Origin of the sequence: Mycolicibacterium frederiksbergense (assembly GCF_012223425.1) — a bacterium.
GTDB classification, from domain to species: domain Bacteria; phylum Actinomycetota; class Actinomycetes; order Mycobacteriales; family Mycobacteriaceae; genus Mycobacterium; species Mycobacterium frederiksbergense.
Genome location: NZ_CP038799.1, coordinates 715,414 through 737,808 on the forward strand (window position 1 = coordinate 715,414; position 22,395 = coordinate 737,808).

20 protein-coding genes are annotated in these 22,395 nt (G+C 67.0%); 7 read left to right on the plus strand and 13 right to left on the minus strand.

Going from position 1 to position 22,395, the window contains the following annotated elements; translation table 11 throughout:
* Positions 1-140: 140 nt before the first annotated feature.
* The 13 genes from EXE63_RS06380 to EXE63_RS06440 all read right to left on the minus strand — a co-directional run bounded on the left by EXE63_RS06380 (position 141) and on the right by EXE63_RS06440 (position 14,749).
* Complete coding sequence (locus EXE63_RS06380) at positions 141-1,136, minus strand: extracellular catalytic domain type 1 short-chain-length polyhydroxyalkanoate depolymerase (protein WP_168141275.1); 996 nt, start codon at positions 1,134-1,136, stop codon at positions 141-143.
* A 288-nt stretch (positions 1,137-1,424) separates the two neighbouring features.
* Complete coding sequence (locus EXE63_RS06385; RefSeq protein WP_168141276.1) at positions 1,425-2,633, minus strand: cytochrome P450; 1,209 nt, start codon at positions 2,631-2,633, stop codon at positions 1,425-1,427.
* Positions 2,634-2,635: 2 nt separating this feature from the next.
* On the minus strand, positions 2,636-3,220 hold the full coding sequence (locus EXE63_RS06390) for a TetR/AcrR family transcriptional regulator (RefSeq protein WP_168141277.1): 585 nt from the start codon (positions 3,218-3,220) through the stop codon (positions 2,636-2,638).
* Positions 3,221-3,306: 86 nt separating this feature from the next.
* Entirely contained in the window at positions 3,307-4,167 is an 861-nt protein-coding gene (locus EXE63_RS06395; protein ID WP_168141278.1) for an alpha/beta fold hydrolase, read from the minus strand.
* A 60-nt stretch (positions 4,168-4,227) separates the two neighbouring features.
* Positions 4,228-5,238, minus strand: a complete 1,011-nt coding sequence (locus EXE63_RS06400; protein WP_168141279.1) for a zinc-dependent alcohol dehydrogenase — start codon at positions 5,236-5,238, stop codon at positions 4,228-4,230.
* Positions 5,235-6,746: an L-arabinose isomerase gene (gene araA / locus EXE63_RS06405; RefSeq protein WP_168141280.1), complete on the minus strand. Its 1,512-nt coding sequence runs from the start codon at positions 6,744-6,746 to the stop codon at positions 5,235-5,237. The genes EXE63_RS06400 and araA overlap by 4 nt, the downstream gene beginning before the upstream one ends.
* A complete protein-coding gene (locus EXE63_RS06410) occupies positions 6,743-7,453 on the minus strand; it encodes an L-ribulose-5-phosphate 4-epimerase (protein ID WP_168141281.1) in 711 nt (236 codons plus the stop codon). Before EXE63_RS06410 ends, araA begins: the two co-directional genes overlap by 4 nt.
* Positions 7,450-9,117, minus strand: a complete 1,668-nt coding sequence (araB, locus tag EXE63_RS06415; protein ID WP_168141282.1) for a ribulokinase — start codon at positions 9,115-9,117, stop codon at positions 7,450-7,452. Before araB ends, EXE63_RS06410 begins: the two co-directional genes overlap by 4 nt.
* Positions 9,114-10,142 carry a LacI family DNA-binding transcriptional regulator gene (locus EXE63_RS06420; RefSeq protein ID WP_210000333.1) on the minus strand — a complete coding sequence of 343 codons (1,029 nt, stop codon included), beginning with the start codon at positions 10,140-10,142 and terminating at the stop codon, positions 9,114-9,116. The genes araB and EXE63_RS06420 overlap by 4 nt, the downstream gene beginning before the upstream one ends.
* Positions 10,139-11,140, minus strand: a complete 1,002-nt coding sequence (locus tag EXE63_RS06425; RefSeq protein WP_168141283.1) for an ABC transporter permease subunit — start codon at positions 11,138-11,140, stop codon at positions 10,139-10,141. The genes EXE63_RS06420 and EXE63_RS06425 overlap by 4 nt, the downstream gene beginning before the upstream one ends.
* On the minus strand, positions 11,137-12,234 hold the full coding sequence (locus tag EXE63_RS06430; protein WP_168141284.1) for an ABC transporter permease: 1,098 nt from the start codon (positions 12,232-12,234) through the stop codon (positions 11,137-11,139). Before EXE63_RS06430 ends, EXE63_RS06425 begins: the two co-directional genes overlap by 4 nt.
* Positions 12,231-13,766, minus strand: a complete 1,536-nt coding sequence (locus EXE63_RS06435) for a sugar ABC transporter ATP-binding protein (RefSeq protein WP_210000336.1) — start codon at positions 13,764-13,766, stop codon at positions 12,231-12,233. The genes EXE63_RS06430 and EXE63_RS06435 overlap by 4 nt, the downstream gene beginning before the upstream one ends.
* Positions 13,766-14,749: an ABC transporter substrate-binding protein gene (locus EXE63_RS06440; RefSeq protein ID WP_168141285.1), complete on the minus strand. Its 984-nt coding sequence runs from the start codon at positions 14,747-14,749 to the stop codon at positions 13,766-13,768. Before EXE63_RS06440 ends, EXE63_RS06435 begins: the two co-directional genes overlap by 1 nt.
* 285 nt (positions 14,750-15,034) lie before the next feature.
* Here EXE63_RS06440 and chvE point away from each other — a divergent pair, with 285 nt between their 5' ends.
* Genes chvE through EXE63_RS06475 form a run of 7 tightly spaced genes read left to right on the plus strand, consistent with a single transcriptional unit; the run spans position 15,035 to position 22,232 of the window.
* Positions 15,035-16,138: a multiple monosaccharide ABC transporter substrate-binding protein gene (gene chvE / locus EXE63_RS06445; RefSeq protein WP_168141286.1), complete on the plus strand. Its 1,104-nt coding sequence runs from the start codon at positions 15,035-15,037 to the stop codon at positions 16,136-16,138.
* 29 nt (positions 16,139-16,167) lie between these two features.
* Positions 16,168-17,679, plus strand: coding sequence for a multiple monosaccharide ABC transporter ATP-binding protein (mmsA, locus tag EXE63_RS06450; RefSeq protein WP_168145437.1), 1,512 nt, complete (start codon positions 16,168-16,170; stop codon positions 17,677-17,679).
* On the plus strand, positions 17,676-18,905 hold the full coding sequence (mmsB, locus tag EXE63_RS06455) for a multiple monosaccharide ABC transporter permease (RefSeq protein WP_168141287.1): 1,230 nt from the start codon (positions 17,676-17,678) through the stop codon (positions 18,903-18,905). The genes mmsA and mmsB overlap by 4 nt, the downstream gene beginning before the upstream one ends.
* Positions 18,906-18,909: 4 nt before the next feature.
* Entirely contained in the window at positions 18,910-19,137 is a 228-nt protein-coding gene (locus tag EXE63_RS06460; RefSeq protein WP_168141288.1) for a hypothetical protein, read from the plus strand.
* A complete protein-coding gene (gene galT / locus EXE63_RS06465) occupies positions 19,134-20,216 on the plus strand; it encodes a galactose-1-phosphate uridylyltransferase (protein ID WP_168141289.1) in 1,083 nt (360 codons plus the stop codon). Before EXE63_RS06460 ends, galT begins: the two co-directional genes overlap by 4 nt.
* A complete protein-coding gene (locus tag EXE63_RS06470; protein WP_168141290.1) occupies positions 20,213-21,304 on the plus strand; it encodes a galactokinase in 1,092 nt (363 codons plus the stop codon). Before galT ends, EXE63_RS06470 begins: the two co-directional genes overlap by 4 nt.
* A gap of 4 nt (positions 21,305-21,308) precedes the next feature.
* Positions 21,309-22,232, plus strand: a complete 924-nt coding sequence (locus EXE63_RS06475; RefSeq protein WP_168141291.1) for an aldose 1-epimerase family protein — start codon at positions 21,309-21,311, stop codon at positions 22,230-22,232.
* Positions 22,233-22,395 lie beyond the last annotated feature (163 nt).

A 22,395-nucleotide genomic window follows, 5' to 3' on the forward strand; every position in this document is an offset into this window, starting at 1 on the left:
TAGTTGCGGCCGACGCAGTAAACCCGGCGAACGGGGAAGCGTTCCGCGGAGCCGGCATTGGCGAGCGTCGTGGGCGTGATCGCGAACATCGAGACCAGCCTAGGGCCGCCGATCAGTCGGTGGGCATTCACGGCGCCAGGTCAGAGCCGCGCGGCGTGCTTCTCGGCAAACTGCCAAGCGAGAGAACTCGCATCTGGTCCGGACCGATCCGCAAAAAGGCCCTCCCCTGTCGGTGAAGGATAAGCATGACCCATGTTCTCGACGAGGTACATGTCGATGTACGCGAACCCGTCGGAGCCACTGAGCGTGGTGCGCGTGAACGGGTGCGTACCGGGCGCAGCCGGCACCGTCATCGTCTCCTTCACCCACCCAAGGCTGTCGTTGAGCAGTCCGTCGTCGACCAGGTCATTGACCACCGACCAGTGCGTGAAGAGCCGAGTGGCCACGGCGGGGGGCACCACCGTGTCCTGCTTGCCCTGGACGATGAGCAGCGGGACGTGCCGGGCGCGGTCACCCATCTGCGCCCACGCCTGACGGGCGGTGCGCTCCGGGGGCATGGCGTCCGGGTTACCGGGATCCACCTGGTTGAGCCCGTACTCACCGCCGGCCACCGAAGTGGCGGTGGCAAATAGGTCCGGGTGAGTCGCAGCAAGAATGACCGCCGTGCCCGCACCGGATGACGCGCCCACCACGTGCACCTGATCGCCGTCAGCGTTGTACTCGTCGACCACCCGGCGTGCGACGCCGGCCAGTAGCGCGGGTTCGCCTGTGTTGCGGCGTTGCTGCCGCGGATCGTTGGATTCCCAGCAGTTCAGCAGATTCTGGAACATCCGTTGAGTCGGATAGACGACGATGAACCCTTCGCGGTCGGCCAGCGAGTTGAATTGTGTCATCGCCTTCATGGAGTTGAATCCATAGCCGGTCATCCCGCAGCCGTGGATCGCCATGATCACCGGGAGCGCAGTGCCGCTGTCGTATTGCGGCGGCAGATGAACCTGGTAGCGCAGGCTTCCGGCGGGCCCGTCGAACACATGATTGTGGTCCCGGTCCCCCGTCCACCACGGCAGACCGTGCTGCACCGCCGCGGTGGCCGCGCCGAGTGCGACCACTACCACCGCGATGACTGCGGCGAGCATCTTCAGCCACCGCCGCCGCTTCCGGACGACCCCGGTTTCCCTCAATGGGAGTGCCCCGCACGCTTCAGCGTGGCGACCCATGTCGCAACGCGCTGTCGGTCACTGCACGTGCCTCTGGGTGCCGCCATGCCGCCGTAAACCCTGCCCTTCCGCGCTGCACGGCGGCGAAGTGCATCAGCCACCGCCCGCAGGTCTGTACCCGCAACGGTATCCGTGGCATGCCACGTCGGTACCCGCAGGTCCAGAGCCTGCGCTCCGGCCCCGGCGAGTCGCGGCTGAACAACGCGATCAGCGGCGCGCGGTGACCCGCACGGGCAGTGAGTCGATCCCGATGCCGACGTTGTGCACAGGCCCGCCACCCGCCCACACCGCGGGTCCGGCCAGTTCGATGTCGTTGCCGGCCGCGAGCGCCCCGAGCACCACCTGGACCTCCTTGCGCGCCAGGTTCGCGCCCAGGCAGTAGTGCACGCCGCCCCCGCCGAAGGACAGGTGCGGGTTGGGCGAGCGGCGAATGTCGAACCGGAAGGGATCGGCGAACACGGTGTCATCACGGTTGCCCGACGGATACCAGAACAGCACGCGGTCACCGGTTTTCACGTCCTGCCCACCGACGGTCACGTCGCAGGTGGCGGTGCGGCCGAAGAACAGCACGGGGCTGGCCCAGCGGATCGCCTCATCGGCGGCGGTCGCGGCGAGCTGCTGGTCCGACCGCAGCTGCGCCCATTGATCGGGATTGTCGAGCAGCGCGATCAGGCCCTGGGTCAATGCGTTTCGGGTGGTTTCGCTGCCGGCGACGGACAGGATGAGGAAGAACATGTCCAGCTCGAAGCCGTCGAGTTGCGCGGCGAGCTTGGTCCACACGTCATCGGTCGGGTGCGCCCGCTTCTCGGCGCTGAGCCCCTGCGCGTACTCGAACAGTTCGACCTGGAAGCCCAGCCGGTCTTCTTCGGTGTAACCGCGGTACGGATCACCGGACTTGAGCAGATGGTCGACCCGCTCGAACACCCACGGCCGGTCCGATTCGGGGATACCGACGATGTCGGCGATCAGGTGCATCGGCACCTGATAGGCGATATCGCGAACGAAATCACAGGTGCCGCCCGACGCCGCTTCGAGGATCTGGGCGGTGCGGGCGGCGATGAGCTGCTCGAGCCTGCCGATCATCCGCGGCGTGAACTCCGAGGTGATGATGCGGCGCATCTCCGCCTGATCGGGCGGATCCATCGAGACCAGTGTGCGACCCGCCGACAGCAGCGGGTTCGGTTCCATCATCGGCCCACCCGCGGCCGCGAAGGTCTTCCAGTCGCGGTTGGCCTGCTGGATCTCCGGGTGGGTGACGATGGACCAGAACGGGATCGGCGGGATCCCCGGCCGGCCCTCGACGGCAAGGTGCCGGTGTATCGCACCGCGACTGCGCAATTCGGTGAAGACCTCGTGCGGGAAGCCATCCGTGTAGAGCGCCGGATCGGTGAGATCGACGTCCAGGACGTGGGTCATGGCTACTCCCCTAGGGCTTGCCGGATCAGTGCGCGCACAGCGGTGGCGTCGGCGACCTCGCCGAGCAGCAGCCGCCGGTAGACAAGCCCGCCGGCGAGCATGTCGACAAGGGCATCGGCGTCGGTCGATTCCGCGACGTCGCCGCGTGCGCGGGCCCGCTCGACCGCGTCGATCGCCTGTTGCCGGCACCGCCCGGCAAAGGTGTGCACCGTGGAGCGAACCGCCTCGTCGTTGGTGGCCTCGGCGAGCAGTGACGGCAGCAGTGCGGCGAGTTCGGGTTGGGTCAGCATGTCCGCGATGGGCAGCAGCGCAACGAACAGGTCGTCGACGAAGGACCCGGTGTCCACACCCTCGGACGGCTGGGTGATCGATACCGCCGCATAGTGGAACAGCTCGTACTTGCTGCCCCAACGCCGGTAGATGGAAGCACGGCCGACGCCGGCACGGGCGGCGATCCCCTCGATGGTCGCGCCACCCCACCCCTTGGCGCCGACCTCGGCGACCGCCGCCGCCACGATCGCGGCGTCCAGCCGGTCGTCGCGGGGCCTGCCTCGGCGGGGCGCCGCCGTCGGTGTGCTCGTCGTCACACCTGGATCCTGAACCACTCAGTTCCGGAATTCAAGAGTCTCGTAAAAATGACCCCGCCCACACCCACGAGGCCTGCGGGTGAAAATCAGCGGCTCGGGTCGGCTGGCCCTGTCGTGGAGATGAACTCGTCGAGCAGCTCGATCACCTTATCGGGTGCTTCGACCTGCGCGAAATGCCCTACGCCAGGCAGGATTTCGAGGCGACAGTCCGGGCGGGCCTCCAACGCCGCGTAGGCATGGTCGACCGGGATGATGTTGTCCTGCTCGCCCCAGATCGCAAGTATCGGTAAACCCTCGCGCAGGTTCAGCCGGTTCAGGGCACTCACGGCCTGACCGCGATAATCGACCACCGAACGCAGGGTCCGCAGGAACGCCTGACGTGTCTCGCTGTCCCCGAACGACGAGTACGCGCTCCACATTTCCGCGCCCCGCGGGGAGCGCAACCCGGCCGAGCTCAGCCAGGATTTCACGGCGTTTCCGGCCCGCAGCACCGGCGACGGTGCGATCACCGGCATCACGAACTCCGCTCCCGGCGCCGCCAGCAGGCGCAGGATCAATCCCACATCGGGACCGAGTCCGCCACTGCTGATGAGGACGAGCCGGCGGCAGTAGTCGGGATGTTGATAGAGGAACTGCATCGCGACGCCACCGCCCAGGGATTGGCCGACGACAGTCGCCGATTCGACGCCGAGCTCATCGAGCAGATCACGCAGGCCGACCGCGAAGGCGCCCAGCGAGTAGTCGGTGCGGGGCTTGGACGACTGGCCGTGGCCGAGCAGGTCGGGCGCGATGACACGGTATTTCTTGGCGAGCTGGGGCAACACCGCGCGCCAGGTCTGCGCGCTGCCCGCCATGCCGTGGATCAGCAACAGGACTTCGTCACCGTCACCCTCGTCCACGACCGCTTGCCGCATGCCATGAATCTCGATGAACTTCGTTTCGATCACTGCAGCTCCCACCCGTCGGCCCTTCGAGCCTACTGAGCGGTAACTTACCCTGACAACCTGTCAGCCAGCGGACACCGCCACCACGACCTTGTCGCCCTGGCGCTGGGCCGCCGCACGGAAAGCCTCGTCCGCCTGATCCAGACGATGACGCCCGGTGACCAGCGCATCGAGATCCACACCGTCGGCGGCCAGGGCGATGGCCCGCGGGTAGGTGTCTTTCATCCGGCGGACCATCGCGAAGGTCAGGCCCTTGCGCCGTGCCGCCGCGGCCGGAAACGACGACTGATCTTCGGAGGGAATTCCGGCCAGCGCCACCCGTCCGCCCGGTCGGACGGCGGCCACCGCGGTGGCGATCCCCGCGTCGGTCCCGGCCAGTTCGATCACCACATCGACTCCGCGTCCGCCGGTGGCGCCCAGGATTTCGGCGGCGCCGTCGGCGGGCGACCACACAGCATGGGCACCGTGGCGCAGCGCCGTGGCTCGTCGGTGCAGAAGTGGCTCGGTCACGAACACCCGTGACGCACCGGCGCGCAGCGCCACCTGGACCGCGAGGACACCGATCGGGCCGGCACCGACCACCAACACATCGGCGCCCGGACGCAGATGACTCACGTCGACCGCGTGGATGGCCACACCGAGGGGCTCCAGCAGCGCCCCCGCATCGTCGCTGAGCTCGTCGGGTAGCGGATGCAGCAGGCGGTCCGGCCACACCAGATACTCCTGCAGCGCGCCGTCGAGCGTGCCGTGACCCGCGAACTGCACTGTCGGGCAGAGGTTGTGGTGACCGGCGAGGCAGAGTTCGCAGGTTCGGCACGGGATGGCGGGGTCGACGGCCACGCGTCGGCCGGTGTACGGGCCGGTGAGAGCCCGCGCGGCGAACTCGTGGCCGGGCACCACGGGGTGCTCGATCCGGTTCTCCCCGATACCACCGTCGGTGAACCAGTGCAGATCCGAACCGCAGATGCCCACCGAGGTCACCGCGAGCAGCGACCACCCCGGCGGGGCGTCACCGGGACCGTCCTCGGTGGCCACCCGCAGATCACCGACCGCGTGCAGGCGGGCGGCGATCACAGCCCGGCGGCGACGTGGTGATAGACGTCGTTCCAGCGAAGTTCGTGCTGAAAGCCGCGCACCGTCGTGGTGTCGTCGATGACGAGCAGTTCGGTGTCGGTCATCGTGGCGAAATCATCGATCACCTCGGTACCGACGGCGGTGGTCAAGACGGTGTGGTGCGGAGCGCCGGCCATCAGCCAGGCTTCCGCCGAGGTCGACCAGGACGGCGACGGCTCCCAGACCGCGCACGCCACCGGCAGATTCGGCAGTTCCTCGGCCGGTTCGATGACCCGAACCTCGTTGGCGACCAGCCGGAATCGGCTACCCATATCGCAGATCCCGATGATGACGGCATCGGCGGGCGCGGCGGTGAACCGCAACCGGACGGGGTCGTCGCGGTCACCGATCGACAGCGGGTGGACCTCCAGGGTGGGGGTTGCGGCGGCGATACTGGGGCACACCTCAAGCATGTGCGCACCGAGGATGCGCTCACGCCCGGGGGTCAGATCGTAGGTGTAGTCCTCCATGAAGGAGGTGCCACCCGGCAGTCCCTCGCCCATCACCTTCACGGTGCGCAGCATCATCGCGGTCTTCCAGTCACCCTCGCCACCGAACCCGTAGCCGTCGGCCATCAGCCGCTGCACCGCCAGTCCCGGCAGTTGACGAAGCGCGCCGAGATCTTCGAAGTTGGTGGTGAAGGCGTGGAAACCACCTTCGGTCAGGAACTTTCGCAGCCCGAGTTCGATCTGGGCGCCGTGCCGCAAGGCGACATGCCGGTCACCGCCGGGCAACAGGTCCGGATCGACCCGGTAGGTGTGTTCGTATTCGCGCACCAGTTTGTCGATATCGGCCGACTGCACTCGTTCAACGACGCCGACGAGATCGTTGACACCGAAGGCATCGATGGAGGCGCCGAAATGCGCTTCCGCCTCGACCTTGTCGCCCTCGGTGACCGCGACACCGCGCATGTTGTCGCCGAACCGCGCGACCTTGAGCGTGGACAGTTCGGCGGTGCCCAGTGCCGCGCGCACCCACGACCCGACCCGCACCTGGGTGCGCGGATCGCTGACGTGTCCGGCGATGGTCTTCCGCGAGGTGGACAACCGGGACTGGATGTAACCGAACTCGCGGTCTCCGTGCGCGGCCTGGTTGAGGTTCATGAAGTTCATGTCGATGGTCTGCCAGGGCAACTCGACGCCGAACTGGGTGTGCAGATGCAGCAATGGTTTACGCAGTGACTTGAGCCCGCGAATCCACATCTTCGCCGGTGAGAAGGTGTGCATCCAGGCGATGACACCGACACATTCCGGTGCGGCATTGGCGTCGCTGAGCACCCGGGCGATCTGTTCGGAATCGGTGACGACCGGAACCCAGCGCACCTCGACCGGGATCTCTGCACTGCCGTCGAGTCGTTCGGCGATCTGGCGTGACTGGTCGGCGACCTGGTCCAGGACATCGGGTCCGTACAACGATTGACTGCCGGTGATCAGCCACACCTGGCTGGTGGCGAGTCGGGACGCGATCATGGGTTCTCCTGGTGGACGTCGGAAATCTGTTCGTTCTGGCCGTATACGTTCTGGTACCGGTCGAAGAGCGCGGTCACGTCGGCGGCGTCGATGGGCGGCGCTGCACCGAGTTGCCGGCTGATGTGCACCGTGCGCGCCACGTCTTCGACCATGACGGCGGCCTTGACCGCGTCGCGCGCGGTCCGGCCGATGGTGAAGGGACCGTGGTTGCGCATCAGCACCGCCGGGGATCGGCTGTCGCGCAACACTTCCACGATGCCACGCCCGATCGAGTCGTCGCCGATCAGCGCGAACGGACCGACCGGCACCTCGCCACCGAATTCGTCGGCGGCCATGGTGAGCACACACGGGATCGGCTCGCCGCGTGCGGCCCATGCGGTCGCGTAGGTGGAGTGCGTGTGCACCACACCGCCGACCTCGGGCATGTGCCGGTAGACATACGCGTGGGCCGCGGTGTCCGAGGACGGTGCCAGCGCGCCGTCGACCAGATTGCCGTGCAGGTCGCAGACCACCATGTCCTCGGCGCGCAGCGAGGCGTACTCGGCCCCCGAGGGCTTGATGACCATGAGGTCGCGCCCGGGTACCCGGGCCGAGACGTTGCCCGCGGTCCAGATGACCAGTTCGTACTGGGTGAGCAGGGCGTGCAGATCGCACACCTGTTGCCGCAGTTCGGCGATGACGTGGTCGATGTCCGAGGTGATGGTCATCGGGTGGCTCCTACCGGTTCCGCAGTGGCGATGCGCCGCAGCCGGCGCATCATGTCGTTGCCGCGACCGAACCACTCGTAGGCCGCCACGTATTCGCGGTAGAGCCGGTCGTAGGCCGCGGCATTGTGCGCGATGGGCAGATAGGCGTTACGGGTCCGCGCGCCCATCCGCCGGGCGGCCGCGCCCACGTCGAGGTAGGCACCCGCCGCGACCGCGGCGTGGATCGCCGAGCCCAGGGCGGGCGCCTGGTCCGAGGGCACCGTCGACAGCGGCAGCCCGACCACATCGGCATAGATCTGCATCAGCAGCTGGTTCTTCAACAGGCCGCCGGCCACCACCAGTTCGTCGATGCGCACCCCGGAGTTCACGAACGTCTCCACGATCATCCGGGTGCCGAAGGCGGTGGCCTCCAACAGCGCCCGGTACATGTCGACGCACGTGGTGTGCAGGGTCTGCCCGATCATGACACCGGACAGTTCGTGGTCGACCAGCACCGAACGGTTGCCGCTGTGCCAGTCCAGCGCCACCAGGCCGTGTTCTCCCACCTGCTGGTGGCTCGCCAGCTCGGTGAGGTGAGCATGCAGCGACACACCCAGCCGGCGGGCCTCGACGTGGTAGCTCTCGGGGACGCAGTTCTCGATGAACCAGCCGAAGATGTCGCCGACGCCGGATTGTCCCGCCTCGTATCCCCAACTACCCGAGGAGATTCCACCGTCGACGACGCCGCACATGCCGGGTACGTCGCGCAGCACGTCGGAGTTCACCACGTGACAGGTCGAGGTGCCCATGATGGCGACCAGCTGCCCGGTGTCCAGCGCGTCGGCTGCCGCGACCGTCACGTGCGCGTCGACATTGCCCACCGCGACCGGGATGCCTTCCGGCAGCCCGGTCCACGCCGCGGCCTGCGCGGTCAGCGCACCGGCCCGGTCGCCGAGTCGGCCGATCGGGGCGGCCAGCTTCTCGGTCACGAAATCACCGAAGCCAGGACGGACCTCGGAAAGAAACTGCCGCGAGGGGTATTCACCGTCCTGTCGGATGCCCTTGTACCCCGCGCTGCAGGCATTGCGCACATAGGTCCCGCACAGCTGCCAGACGATCCAGTCGGCGGCCTCGACGAAGCGATCCATCGCCTGGTACACCTGCGGATCCTCGTCGAAGATCTCCAAGGCCTTCGCGAACTCCCACTCACTGGAGATGAGTCCGCCGTACCGGGGCAGCCACGGCTCACCGCGTTGGGCGGCAACGGCATTGATGCGGTCGGCTTGCGGTTGCGGCGAATGGTGTCGCCACAGCTTGCCGTAGGCGTGCGGGCGATCCTCGAACTCCGCCAGCTGATACAGCGGTGTCCCGTCGCGGCGGACCGGCACCATGGTGCATGCGGTGAAGTCGGTGCCGATGCCGATGATGTCACTCGCATCGACCCCGGATTTCGCGACGGCCTCGGGAACGGCGTTGCGCAGGACGTCCAGGTAGTCCTCGGGGACCTGCAGCGCCCACTGCGCCGGCAGGCGGATCGTGCTGCCGGGCAACGTGTCGGTGATGACGCCATGCCGGTAGGCATGCTCGGCGCCGGCGAGCTGGTGGCCGTCGCTGACCCGAACCACCACGGCCCGTCCGGACAAGGTGCCGAAATCGACACCGACCGTGTATTTTTCGGTGCTCATGAACTCTCCTGCGTCGTCGTGGTGCTGTCGCGGATGACCAACTCGGGGGATAGCAGCGGAACGTCGAGCGACGTTCCGTCCAGCGTGGCCATCACCAGCTCGATCGCGCGTTGTCCGACAGCCTTGAAGTCCTGGCGGATGGTCGTCAGCGCCGGGTTCAGGTAGCCGGACTCGGGGATGTCGTCGAATCCCACGACACTCACATCCTCGGGAACACGGATCCCGTGCTGCGCGAACGCGTGCAGTACGCCGATGGCCATCTGATCGTTGGCCACGAACACCGCCGTCGCCTCGTTGCGTCGCACCAGTTCGCAGCCGATCTCGTAGCCGCGGGCCGGGGTCCAATCCCCCGCCAACGACTCCCGTACCGCAAGACCGTTGTCGCGCATGGCCTCCTCGTAGCCGACGCGGCGCCCCTTCGCCTCGGTCCAGGTCGCCGGGCCCGCGACATGGTCGATGGCGCGATGGCCGAGGTCGATGAGGTGCTGGGTGGCTTGGCGCGCACCGTCGATCTGGTCCACACCGACGCTGAGTCCCCGACCGGAGAGATCACCTTCGACCACGATGAACGGCACACCGGGGTCGGCGGCATGCGCGACGGCGAGGGCATCCTCCTGCGCGGCGATCATCACGATCGCCTCCACCGATTGGCGTGCCAGGTGGTCCAGGGAATCGTGCAGCGCCTCCCGCGTCAGGTCGGCCAGCGGCACCATGCTGGAGAAGTAGCCGGCTGCGCGGGCGGCCTCCTCCACCGACCGCTGGATGCTCGACGGCCCATACAGCGCGTCATTGGTGCCGACGATACCGATGATCCTGGATCGTCGGGTCACCAGCGCGCGCGCCGCGGTGTTGGGCCGGTACCCGAGTTCAGCGATCGCCTGCTGCACCCGCTCCTTGGTGGCGGGCCGGATACTGGACGACCCGTTGATCACCCGCGACACCGTCTGGTGGCTGACGCCGGCAAGGCGGGCGACGTCGGCCATGACCGGTTTGCCGGGTATCGGTTGATTGGGCTGACTGCTCATCCGGTCTTCCTCACCACTAGGCGCTGCACGAGAACGAATACCAGCAGCAGGGCGCCGGTCATGATGCGCGTCCAGTACGAATCGAGGTTCGCGGCCGTGACGAACGTCTGGATCGTACCGAGCACCAGCACGCCGACGACGGACCCGAGCACGAAACCCACACCGCCGGAGAGCAGTACGCCACCGATCACCGCGGCGGCGATGGCGTCGAGTTCCAGCCCGATTCCGTTGAGGCTGTATCCGGACAGCTTCTGCACCGCGAGCAGCAGACCGGCGATCGCCGCGCACAGCCCGCTGATGGCGTACACCGATACGTTGGCCCTGGCGGCGTCGAGCCCCATCAACTGGGCCGACTGCCGATTGCCGCCGACCGCGTACACGGTGCGACCGAATCGGGTCTTGTGCAGTACGTACGCACCGACCGCCACGACGACGAGTGCGACGACGACGCTCCAGCGGATGAACTTGTCGTCGTAGAGGTAGACGTAATTGAGCCCGAAGACGCGCAGGGCGGGATCGGTGATGGGTAGCGAATCCACGCTGAGCACGTAACACAGGCCGCGGGCCAGGAACATCCCAGCCAGCGTCGCGATGAACGGCTGGACATCGAAGTACTCGATGACCAGTCCCATCATCAGCCCGAGGGTGGGGCCCACCACCAGCACCACGGCCACGGCCAGCGGCATCGGCCAGCCGGCCCGCAACGTGGTCGCCAGGATGACGGTGGACAGCGCGACCACCGCGCCGACGCTGAGATCGATACCGCCGGTGAGGATCACGAACGTCATGCCGACGGCCAGCACGATGAGGTAGGCGTTGTCGACGAGCAGGTTCAGGAACACCTGTGCGGGGCTGGCGAATTCATAGCGGGCGATGACGGCGAGGAACAGCACCGCGAACAGCACCAGCGAGGCCAGTGGCGACAGGTAGCGCCCACGCGCGCGCCGGATCAGTTCGGCGCCGACGGCGCGCGGTCGCACGGCGGTCTGGACGCTCATGTGGTCACCACCGCCGGGAATCGAGGCGCCGAGATCTGGGACGAGCCCGAGGGATTCGTGACCGTTTCCGGTGGATCTGTCGACGCCGGGGGCCGAGGTGTCCGACGCCGTGACAGCAGCGCCCGGAACTTCGGGGCCTGCAGCAGGCACACGATGACCACCACGAGGGCCTTGAACACCAGCGTGGTCTCCGGGGTGATCCCCGCCGTGTAGACGGTGGTGGTCAGGGTCTGGATGATCAGCGCGCCGAGGATGGTCCCGGTCAGGCTGAATCGCCCGCCCAGCAGCGAGGTTCCACCGATCACCACGGCCAGGATGGCGTCCATTTCTATCCACAGCCCCGCGTTGTTGGCGTCGGCCGCGGAGATGTTGGACGCGATCATCAGGCCGGCGACACCCGCACACAGGGCGCTGAACACGTACACCGCGAAGACGATGGAGCGGTGACGCACGCCGGCCAGCCTGCTGGCCTCGGGATTGATGCCCACCGATTCGAGCAGCATGCCCAGCGCGGTGCATCTGGTCAGCAGGGCCACCACCGCGAACACCGACAGACTCACCAGGATCGCCACCGGTAGCCCGAACGCGTAGCCGGCCCCGAGGATCTTGAAAGGCGCGCTGGTCACCGTGACGATCTGGCCGTCGGTGATCAGCAGGGCGATCCCGCGACCGGCCGTCATCAGCACCAGGGTCGCGATGATCGGCTGGATGCCGAACACCGAGACGAGCACCCCGTTCCACAACCCCAGCGCCACGGCCACGCCGAGTGCGATCCCCATCGCGGTGACGACGGTGCCGGGACTACCCGGGTCCGCGGCTGCCGCGATGTGCGCGCAGGCCAGCGCGCCGCTGATGGCGACGACCGCCCCCACCGACAGATCGATGCCACGGGAGGCGATCACCAGGGTCATGCCGAGCGCGATCAGCATCGTCGGGGCGCCGTTGCGCAGGATGTCGATCAGACTGCCGAACAGGTGACCGTCCTGCACCCGCAGCGTCAGAAAGCTGGGGGTGAGAATGACATTGACCGCCAGCAGGGCGATCAGCGCGAGCGCCGGCCACAGCAGCGGCGATGCCAACACCTTGTTCCTCACGACGCACCCGCCCCGGCGATGAGTTCGGTCAGCCGCTGGACCGTGCAGTCATTGCCGACTTCCTCGACGCAGTGCCCGTCGCGCAGCACCAGGATGCGGTCGCTGATCCGCGCCACCTCGTCGAGTTCTGCGGAGATGAACAGTACCGCCATGCCGTCGGCCGACAGGTCGGTGACGAGCTTCTGAATCTGCGATTTGGCACCGATATCGATGCCCCTGGTCGGTTCGTCGAGGATGAACAGTTGCGGCTCGGTGATCAGCCACCGTGCCAGTAGGACCTTCTGCTGGTTGCCACCGCTGAGGTTCTTCACCAGCGCGGCGGGGTCGCGGGGCCGGATGTCGAGCGCCTCCAGGTACCGTGCCACCAGATCGTCCTTGGTCTTCTTCGACAGGGGCCGGGCGAAGCCACGGCGGGCCTGCAGCGCCAGGATCATGTTGTCCCGCACCGAGAGCTCGCCGATGATGCCCTCACCTTTGCGGTCCTCCGAGGAGAATGCGAAGCCGCTGGCGATGGCGGCCCGCGGTGAGCGCATCGGCGCGGTCTTGCCGTTGACGACCATGCGCCCGCTGGTGGCGCGATCGGCGCCGAAGAACAGCCGGGCGAGTTCGGTTCGCCCCGAACCCAACAGCCCCGCCAGGCCGACCACTTCGCCGCGGTGAATGTCGACATCGGTCGGGTGGATGCCGGGGGCACGCCCGATCTGCTGCGCGCTGAGCACGGTCTCATCGGCGTCGGCGCGACTCCCGGCGGCGACCGCCTCCTCGAGGTCTTCGAGAAGATCGAGCTCGTGGCCGAGCATGGCGGCGATCAGGGCGACCTTGTCGAGTTCTGCGGTCAGATGCTCGGCGACCAGCCGTCCGTTGCGCAGCACGGTCATTCGGTCCGAGATCTCGTAGACCTGATCCAGAAAGTGCGAGACGAACAGGATCGCCACCCCGCGGTCGCGCAGGTTGCGCATCACCCGGAACAGCTCGGCGACCTCATCGGCGTCGAGGCTGGAGGTGGGCTCGTCGAGGATCAGCACCCGCGCCGACACCGCCATCGCGCGGGCGATGGCCACCAGCTGTTGCAAGGCGATGGGGTGTGCGCCCAGGGTGTCGGCCGGATCGATGGTCAGCTCGAGCTCGCCCAGCAGTTCCTCGGCGCGGCGGTTCATCGCGCGGTAGTCGATCCGCCCGAGGCGCCGCGGCTCCCGGCCCAACAGGATGTTCTCTGCCACCGTCAGATTCGGGCAGAGGTTGACCTCCTGATACACCGTGCTGATGCCGGCGTCCTGCGCGTGCCGCGGGGTGGCGAACCGGCGGTCGGCGCCGTCGATGGTGATCGTCCCCGCAGCGATATCGTGCACGCCGGTGAGCGCCTTGATCAGCGTCGACTTACCGGCCCCGTTCTCGCCCATCAACGCATGGATCTCGCCGGGCAGCAGCCGCAGGTCGACACTGTCGAGGGCTTTGACCCCGGGAAACTCGACCGTGACTCCGGTCAGCTGGATCACCGGCTGCACAACGGTTTCCGACAGCGACGCGGTCATCAGTATTTGCGGTCCGGCAGCACCGCTGCCGCTTGCTGCTGGTCGAAGGCCTCATCGGGGGTGACCACCCGCTCCGGTACCTGCTCGCCGGCGACGACCTGCTTCGCGAGATCCATGAGTTGCGGTCCGAGCAGCGGGTTGCACTCGACGATGTAGTTGAACTTGCCGTCGGCCAGCGCCTGCATGCCGTCATGGGTGGCATCGATGGTGACGATCTTGATGTCCTGGCCGGGTTTCTTCCCGGCCGCCTCGATGGCCTCCATCGCGCCCAGGCCCATATCGTCGTTCTGCGAGAACACCATGTCGATCTGCGGGTTGGCCTTCAGGAAGGCCTCCATCACCTGTTTGCCGCCCGAGCGGGTGAAGTCCCCACTCTGCGAGGCGATGATCTTCAGGTTCGGGTTGGCGGAGATGGCGCCGGCGAAACCGGAGTTGCGGTCGATGGCGGGATCGGCTCCGGTCGTGCCCTCGAGTTGAACGATGTTGACCGGTCCGGGCGCCGAGGCGTACTGCTGGACCACCCATTCGCCGGCGCGTCGGCCCTCGTCGACGAAGTCCGCGCCCAGGAAGGTCTTGTAGACGCCGGGCTCCTGGGTGTCGACGGCGCGGTCGGTGAGGATGACCGGGATACCGGCGTTCTGGGCCTCCAGCAGAACGGCGTCCCAACCGGTGCGCACGACGGGGCTGAACGCGATGACATCGACGCCCTGCTGGACGAAGGAGCGGATGGCGGAGATCTGATTCTCCTGCTCGCCGTTGGCGTCGGAGAACTTCAGGTCGACCCCGGCGTCCTTGGCCGCGTCCTGGATGGATTTGGTGTTCGCGGTGCGCCAACCGCTCTCGGCACCGACCTGCGAGAAGCCCATGGTGAGCGCTCCCCCGTCGCTGCCGGATCCGGCGTCGCCGCCGGGTGCCTGCCCGCTGCCGCATCCGGCCAGCAGGACGGCCGACGCCGCGGCCACGACCACAGTGCGAATCCTCATGACGGTAACTCCTCTAATGTCGCTGTTTGCCGAGATCGGGCCGCGATTCGCGGAGATTTGGGGCCGGCCGAGACGGCGGAACTTTGATGTGACCGGCGTTACACCGTCCGAATGTTAACGCTCACATTCGGTCGATGTCAACGGCTTGTGAGCGCTCACATCGATTCGGTCGAGACCTTGACAAAGCCGTGAGCCCCGTCACACACTTCTCGATGTTAGCGCTCACATCACCGCGGCAGGCACGACCGGCCGCGCGTTCCGAGCAGATACCTTTCGGAGGATTTCATGCGTAAGAGCCTTGCTCGCGCCGTCGGCGCCCTCGCCGTGGTAGCGGCACTGACCAGCGCCGCTTGCGGGCGCCCCGACGCGACGGACAGTGCCGGTGGCAGCGGCGGTGAACGCACCGGCACCGTGGGGATCGCGATGCCCACCAAATCGTCCGAACGCTGGGTGGCCGACGGCGACAACATCGCCGCGCAGTTCCAGAAACTCGGATTCGAGACCGACCTGCAGTACGGCGACGACGTCGTGCAGAACCAGGTGTCCCAGATCGAGAACATGATCACCAAGGGCGTCAAGGCCCTGGTTATCGCCCCCATCGACAGCTCATCGCTGACCGACATCCTGCAACGCGCCGCGGACGCCGATATCCCGGTGGTCAGTTATGACCGGCTGATCCGCGGCACCGAGAACGTGGACTATTACGCGACATTCGACAACTTCAAGGTCGGCGTGCTGCAGGCCACCTATATCGTGGACAAGCTCGGCGTCGCAACGGGCAAGGGCCCCTTCAACATCGAGTTGTTCGCCGGTTCCCCCGATGACAACAACGCGACCTTCTTCTTCGACGGCGCCATGAGCGTGCTACAGCCCCATATCGACAGCGGAAAGCTGGTCGTGAAGAGCGGTCAGACATCCTTCGATCAGGTGGCGACGCTGCGCTGGGACGGCGGACTGGCGCAGTCCCGCATGGACAACCTGCTCAGCCGCGCCTACACCAGCGGGCGCGTCGACGCCGTGCTCTCCCCCTACGACGGGATGTCGCTGGGAATCATCTCCGCGTTGAAGAGCGCCGGCTACGGAACGCCCGCGAACCCGCTGCCCATCGTCACCGGCCAGGACGCCGAATTGGCCTCGGTGAAGTCGATCATCGCCGGCGAGCAGACCGAGACCGTGTTCAAGGACACCCGCGAGCTGGCCAACGCCGCTGTGCAGATGGTGGATTCGCTGCTGACCGGCGGCACGCCCGAGGTCAACGACACCACCACCTATGACAACGGGATCAAGGTGGTCCCGGCCTTCCTACTCGATCCCGTCAACGTGGACAAAACCAACTACGAGAAGGTGCTCGTCGACTCCGGCTACTACACGTCGGCACAACTCGCGTGACCGGGGTGACGGCGGCGCCGTTGCTCGAGATGCGGGACATCACCAAACGATTCGGCAACGTCACGGCACTGAGCGAGGTCAACCTCACGGTGCGCCACGGCGAGATCCACGCCATCTGCGGTGAGAACGGCGCCGGGAAATCCACGCTGATGAAGGTGCTCAGCGGTATCTACCCGCACGGCAGCTACGACGGCGACATCGTCTTCGACGGCCGGCCCGGCGAGTTCAAGGACATCCGCAGCAGCGAACGCCGTGGGATCGGCATCATCCACCAGGAACTCGCCCTGGTGCCCGTACTGTCCATCGCCGAGAACATCTTCCTGGGCAATGAACACGCTTCGGGCGGAATCATCAGTTGGCACGAAACCACCAGTCACGCCCAGCAACTGCTCCGACGTGTCGGCCTGAACGAGAACCCGCAGACCCTGATCTCCGACATCGGAGTCGGTAAGCAGCAACTCGTCGAGATCGCCAAGGCGCTGTCCAAGAAGGTGAAGCTGCTCATTCTCGACGAGCCGACGGCGGCCCTCAACGACGAGGACAGCAGGCACCTGCTCGACCTCATCGTCGAGCTCGCCGGGCAGGGACTGACCTGCATCATCATCTCGCACAAGCTCAATGAGGTGATGCGGGTGGCCGACACCATCACCATCCTGCGCGACGGCCAGACCATCGAGACCCGGCCCGTCGAGGCCGGACTCACCGAGGAACACATCATCCGCGGCATGGTCGGCCGCGATATGGTCGACCGCTTCCCGCCGCGCACCCCCCATCCCGTCGGCGAGATCAACTTCGCGATCCAGGACTGGACCGTCTTCCACCCGCTCGACCAGGAGCGCAAGGTCGTCGACGGGGTGTCGATCAGCGTGCGCCGCGGCGAGGTCGTGGGCCTGGCGGGGCTGATGGGAGCCGGCCGCACCGAGCTGGCGATGAGCGTCTTCGGACGCAGCTATGGCAAGAAGGGCGGCGGCGCGGTCTTCAAGGACGGCAAAGAGATTCGTACCCGCACAGTGTCCGAGGCGATCGCACACGGTATCGCCTACGCCACCGAGGACCGCAAGCATTACGGACTCAACCTGATGGACGACATCGCCCGCAGCGTGACCCTGGCCTCACTGCCCAAGGTCAGCAGGGCAGCCGTCATCAACGAACACGAAGAGACCGTCGTCGCCGAGCGCTTCCGCAAGGACATGCACATCAAGGCACCCTCGGTACGGGCCACCACCGGCAACCTGTCCGGAGGCAATCAGCAGAAGGTGGTGTTGAGCAAGTGGATCTTCGCCGACCCCGACGTGCTGATCCTCGACGAGCCCACCCGCGGCATCGATGTGGGCGCCAAGTACGAGATCTACACGATCATCAATTCGCTGGCATCCCAGGGAAAGTCGGTGATCGTGATCTCCTCCGAGCTGCCCGAACTGATCGGTTTGTGCGACCGCATCTACACCCTCAACGAGGGCAGGCTCACCGGTGAGGTGGCCCGCGAGGACGCCGCGCAGGAAACACTGATGCACTACATGATGAAGGGATCGACCTCATGACCACCAGTTCCACGGTGGATGCGGGCTCACGCGCACCCGCCCCGCCACCGGACTCCGGCGCCGCGCGACTGGTGACGGCCGTACGCAAGAACTTCCGGCAGTACGGCATGGTCGTCGCGTTGGTCCTGATCGTCATCCTGTTCCAGATCTGGACCAGCGGGATCCTGCTCAAACCCCTCAATGTCACCAATATCGTTCAACAGAACGGCTACATCCTGATCCTGGCGATCGGGATGGTCATCGTCATCATCTCCGGCCACATCGACCTCTCGGTAGGTTCCATCGCCGGTTTCATCGGTGCCATGTCGGCGGTGCTGATGATCCGGCAGGACATGCCCTGGCCGGTCGCGGTCGGGCTGTGCCTGCTGCTCGGCGCGCTGATCGGAGCGTGGCAGGGATTCTGGATCGCCTACGTCGGCATTCCGTCGTTCATCGTCACCCTGGCCGGCATGCTGGTGTTCCGCGGCGCGACCCAGTATCTGCTGGAGGGTCAGTCCATTGCCCCGTTCCCCCGCAGCTTCAGCCAGGTCAGCAGTGGGTTCCTGCCCGAACTCGGCGGCAGCAGCCTCTATCACTTGCCCACGATCATCCTCGGCGCGCTGGTGATGGTCGCCGCGCTGTGGCAGCAGGTTCGCCAGCGAAGCACGCAGACCCGCTACGACTTCGACGTTCTGCCCTTCGGGTGGTTCGTCTTCAAATGCGCCGCCATCGTGGCCGCCCTTGCCGCGTTCACGTTGCTGCTCGCGAGCTATCGCGGTGTGCCGGTGGTCGGGATCATCCTGGCGGTGGCATTCGTCATCTACGCCTTCGTGATGCGCAGCAGCGTGTTCGGCCGCCAGGTGTACGCCGTGGGCGGCAACGTGGCCGCCGCCCGACTCTCCGGGGTCAAGACCAAGCGCGTCACCTTCCTGGTCTTCGTCAACATGGGTCTGCTGTCCGCGCTGGCCGGTCTGCTCTTCGCCGCGCGACTCAACTCGGCCACCCCGCAGGCGGGAATCGGCATGGAACTGGAGGCGATCGCCGCGGCATTCATCGGTGGCGCCTCGGCCAACGGCGGCGTCGGCACCGTGTTCGGCGCCATCATCGGCGGTTTCGTCCTCGGCGTGCTGAACAACGGGATGTCGTTGATCGGCATCGGCAGCGATGTCCAGCAGGTCATCAAGGGCCTGGTGCTGCTGGCCGCGGTGGGATTCGACGTCTACAACAAGAAGAAGGGTGGATCGTAGCGCCATGGACCGCTTCGACCGCGAGATCCTCGACTATGTGCGCAGCTGGTCCCCCTACGGCGGCCCACCCGCGGACGAGGTTCTCGCGGAGTTCGGCCTGACGCCGGGCCAGCTGGCCGAGCGGGTCAACCACATCATCGCCGCCGAGAATGCCCGGCATTTCCAGGAACTCGCGCAACCCTGGCGGCGGGTCCAGGCCTCGCGCGACGGTGCTCGGATGATCGGAACGTGAGGATCGAGCCGCAGCGATGGCCATTGGCCGACGGACGCGAACTGCTGTTCTTCTCGCTGCCGGGTCACGGTGCCGCCCCACTTCCCGACCGGCGCGTCCTGCCGGGCCGGACCGGCTCACACACCGAGCTGCGCCTGGACCGGCAGACCGGCGAATGGGTGGTCATCGCGGCCCTGCGCCAGAACCGCACCTACAAGCCCGCTCCCGACCAGTGCCCGCTGTGCCCGGGACCGTCCGGGATCTCCAGCGAGGTGCCGGCACCCGACTACGACGTGGTGGTGTTCGAGAACAGGTTTCCCAGTCTGGCCGGCGACGGTTCCTGCGGGCTTCCCGACGCCGTCGACGGGTTCACCTCCGCACCGGGCAACGGCCACTGTGAGGTCATCGCTTTCTCCAGTGACCACACCGGTCGGTTCGCCGACCTCGACGCCGACCACGCACTGCTGGTCGTGCAGGCTTGGCGGCACCGCACGGCTGAGTTGATGGCGCGGCCGGGTATCGAAGAGGTCTTCTGTTTCGAGAACCGCGGCGAGGAGATCGGCGTGACACTGACCCATCCGCACGGTCAGATCTACGCCTACCCGTACCTGACACCGCGCACCGCCACGATGCTGCGGCAGGCCCGTCTGCACCGAGAACGACACGGCACCAACCTGTTCGCGCGCATTCTTGCCGACGAAGTCGACCAGGGCAGCCGGATCGTGGCACGCAACGATTCGTTCACCGCCTTCGTACCCTTCGCCTCCCGGTGGCCGCTGGAGGTGCACATCTATCCGCACCGGTTCGTGCGCAACCTGACCGACCTCGATGGTGCGGAACTCGAGGGCTTCGCGCGGATCTACCTCGACGTGCTCGGCCGGTTCGACCGGCTGTACGACGCGCCGCTGCCCTACATGTCGGCCCTGCATCAGTACACCGAGGACGACGCGCAACGCGAAGGGTACTTCCACGTCGAGCTACTCTCGATACGGCGCACCGCCACCAAGATCAAATATCTGGCCAGTTCGGAGTCGGCGATGGGCGCGTTCATCAACGACACCACACCCGAGATCGTCGCGGGCAGGTTGCGGGAACTATGAGCAAGCCTGTCGAGTACAGCGCGCCCGGCCGGATCAACCTCATCGGCGAACACACCGACTACAACCACGGATTCGCGCTGCCCATCGCGCTGCCCGAACGCACCACGGTGACTTTTCGGCCCGCGGACACCGACACACTCGTGGTGCGCAGCGACCGCGAGGCGGCGCCGGTTCGGTTGGCACTGGGCACGGTGCCCGGCGATGTGGGCGGCTGGGCCGCATACGTGGCCGGCGTGGTGTGGGCGCTGCACAGCGCGGGGCACCATGTCCCCGGCGGCACCATGGCGGTTACCGGCGGTGTCGCGACCGGCTCCGGCCTGGCCTCCTCCGCCGCACTGGAGTGCGCGGTGCTCGGCGCGATCCTGTCCGCCTCCGGCCTGACGCTGGACCGCGTCGAGCAGGCCCGGATCGCGCAGCGCGCGGAGAACGACTACGTGGGCGCGCCGACGGGCCTGCTGGATCAGCTGGCCATCCTGTTCGCCGAACGGCGGCACGCCCAGCTGATCGATTTCCGCGATCTCAGCGTCCGCTCGGTGCCGTTTGAACCCGAGGCCCACGGCGTCTCGCTGCTGCTCATCAATTCCCATGCCGCACATCAGCATGCGGGCGGCGAATACGCCGACCGCCGCGCCGCCTGTGAGCGTGCCGCGGCCGCGCTGGGTGTTGTCACGCTGCGGGATCTGCAGGACCGAGTGCCACAGGTCGTGGCGGAGCTACCGGACTCCGAAGACGGCCGGCGCGCCCGGCACATCCTCACCGAGAACCAACGCGTCCTCGATACCGTTGCAGCGCTGCACCGCTCCGACTTCGGCGCGGTCGGCCGGCTACTGACCGCGTCGCAGGAGTCGATGCGCGACGACTTCGAGATCACCACCGATCACATTGATCTGATCGCCGAAACTGCGGTGCAGGCAGGCGCATTGGGGGCACGGATGACCGGTGGCGGCTTCGGGGGCTGCGTGATCGCGCTGGTCCCCGGCGAGCGACGGGAGGCCATCGGCGACGCGGTGCGCGCCGCAACCCGCCACCACGGCCACCGTGAACCGACGATCGTGGCGACTCATGCCGGCCACGGCGCCGGCGGTTGACCACATGGCACCGTTCGAGCTCGTCTTGCACAGCGGTGGCCGCACGGTGCGCGCGGCGATCGCCGAGGCGGGTGCGGCCATTCGGCAGCTGAGCGTGGACGGCGTCGAGATCACGGCCGAGTTCGACGACCGCGGGCCGGTGCCGTTCTTTTGCGGCGCGGTCCTGATCCCGTGGCCCAACCGGGTGCGCGACGGCCGGTGGGTACACCACGGGCGCACACACCAACTCGATATCAACGACGCCCGCCATGGCAGCGCACTGCACGGACTGGTGCACCACACGGCGCATCGGGTGGTGGCCCGGTCGGCCTCCTCGATCACCCTCGGGGCGTCGGTACTTCCGCAACGCGGCTACCCCTTCCGACTGCGGACCGAGGTCACCTACCATCTGGTGGCTGACGGCCTGACCGCGACGCACACGGTGCGCAACATCGGATCGGACTGTGCCCCAGTCGCGATCGGAGCCCATCCCTTTCTGACGATCGGCGACGTGCCCACCGAGACGCTGGCGCTGACCGTGAACGGATCACACCACATCGACGTCGACGACCGGCTCATACCGACCGGCTGCACCGCCGTACCCGGAACAGCGTGGGACCTGCGCGGTGGACGCGTCATCGCCGACCTCGACCTCGACGACGCGTGGTCGGTGCCGACGTCGGACGGTCGCAGCGTGCACACCCTGTGCTCCCCCGACGGCCGCACCGTCTCGCTGTGGGCCGACGACAGCTTCGGGTTCGTGCACGTTTTCATCACCCGGCAGTTCCCCCGGGGTGAGCAGTTCGTGACGGCCGTGGCGCTCGAACCGATGACCGCGCCCGCGGATGCGTTCAACAGTGGCGTCGGATTGCGCTGGTTGGCGCCCGACGAGACGCTGTCCGCCTCGTGGGGCATCGGCTATGACGACGCCCGATATTCACGCCGATGAACCTTCCGGCCGGGCAGGACGAACCACACCTGCTTGCCAGATTCAGTCATACTTGACGATATCGTCATCCTCTGGTTCTGTTGGTGGGTATGAACCCGCGCAGGGCTCGACCGTCGAGTACGCACGACCAGGCGTCGACGACGGAGCCGCCCCGCACCCGCCG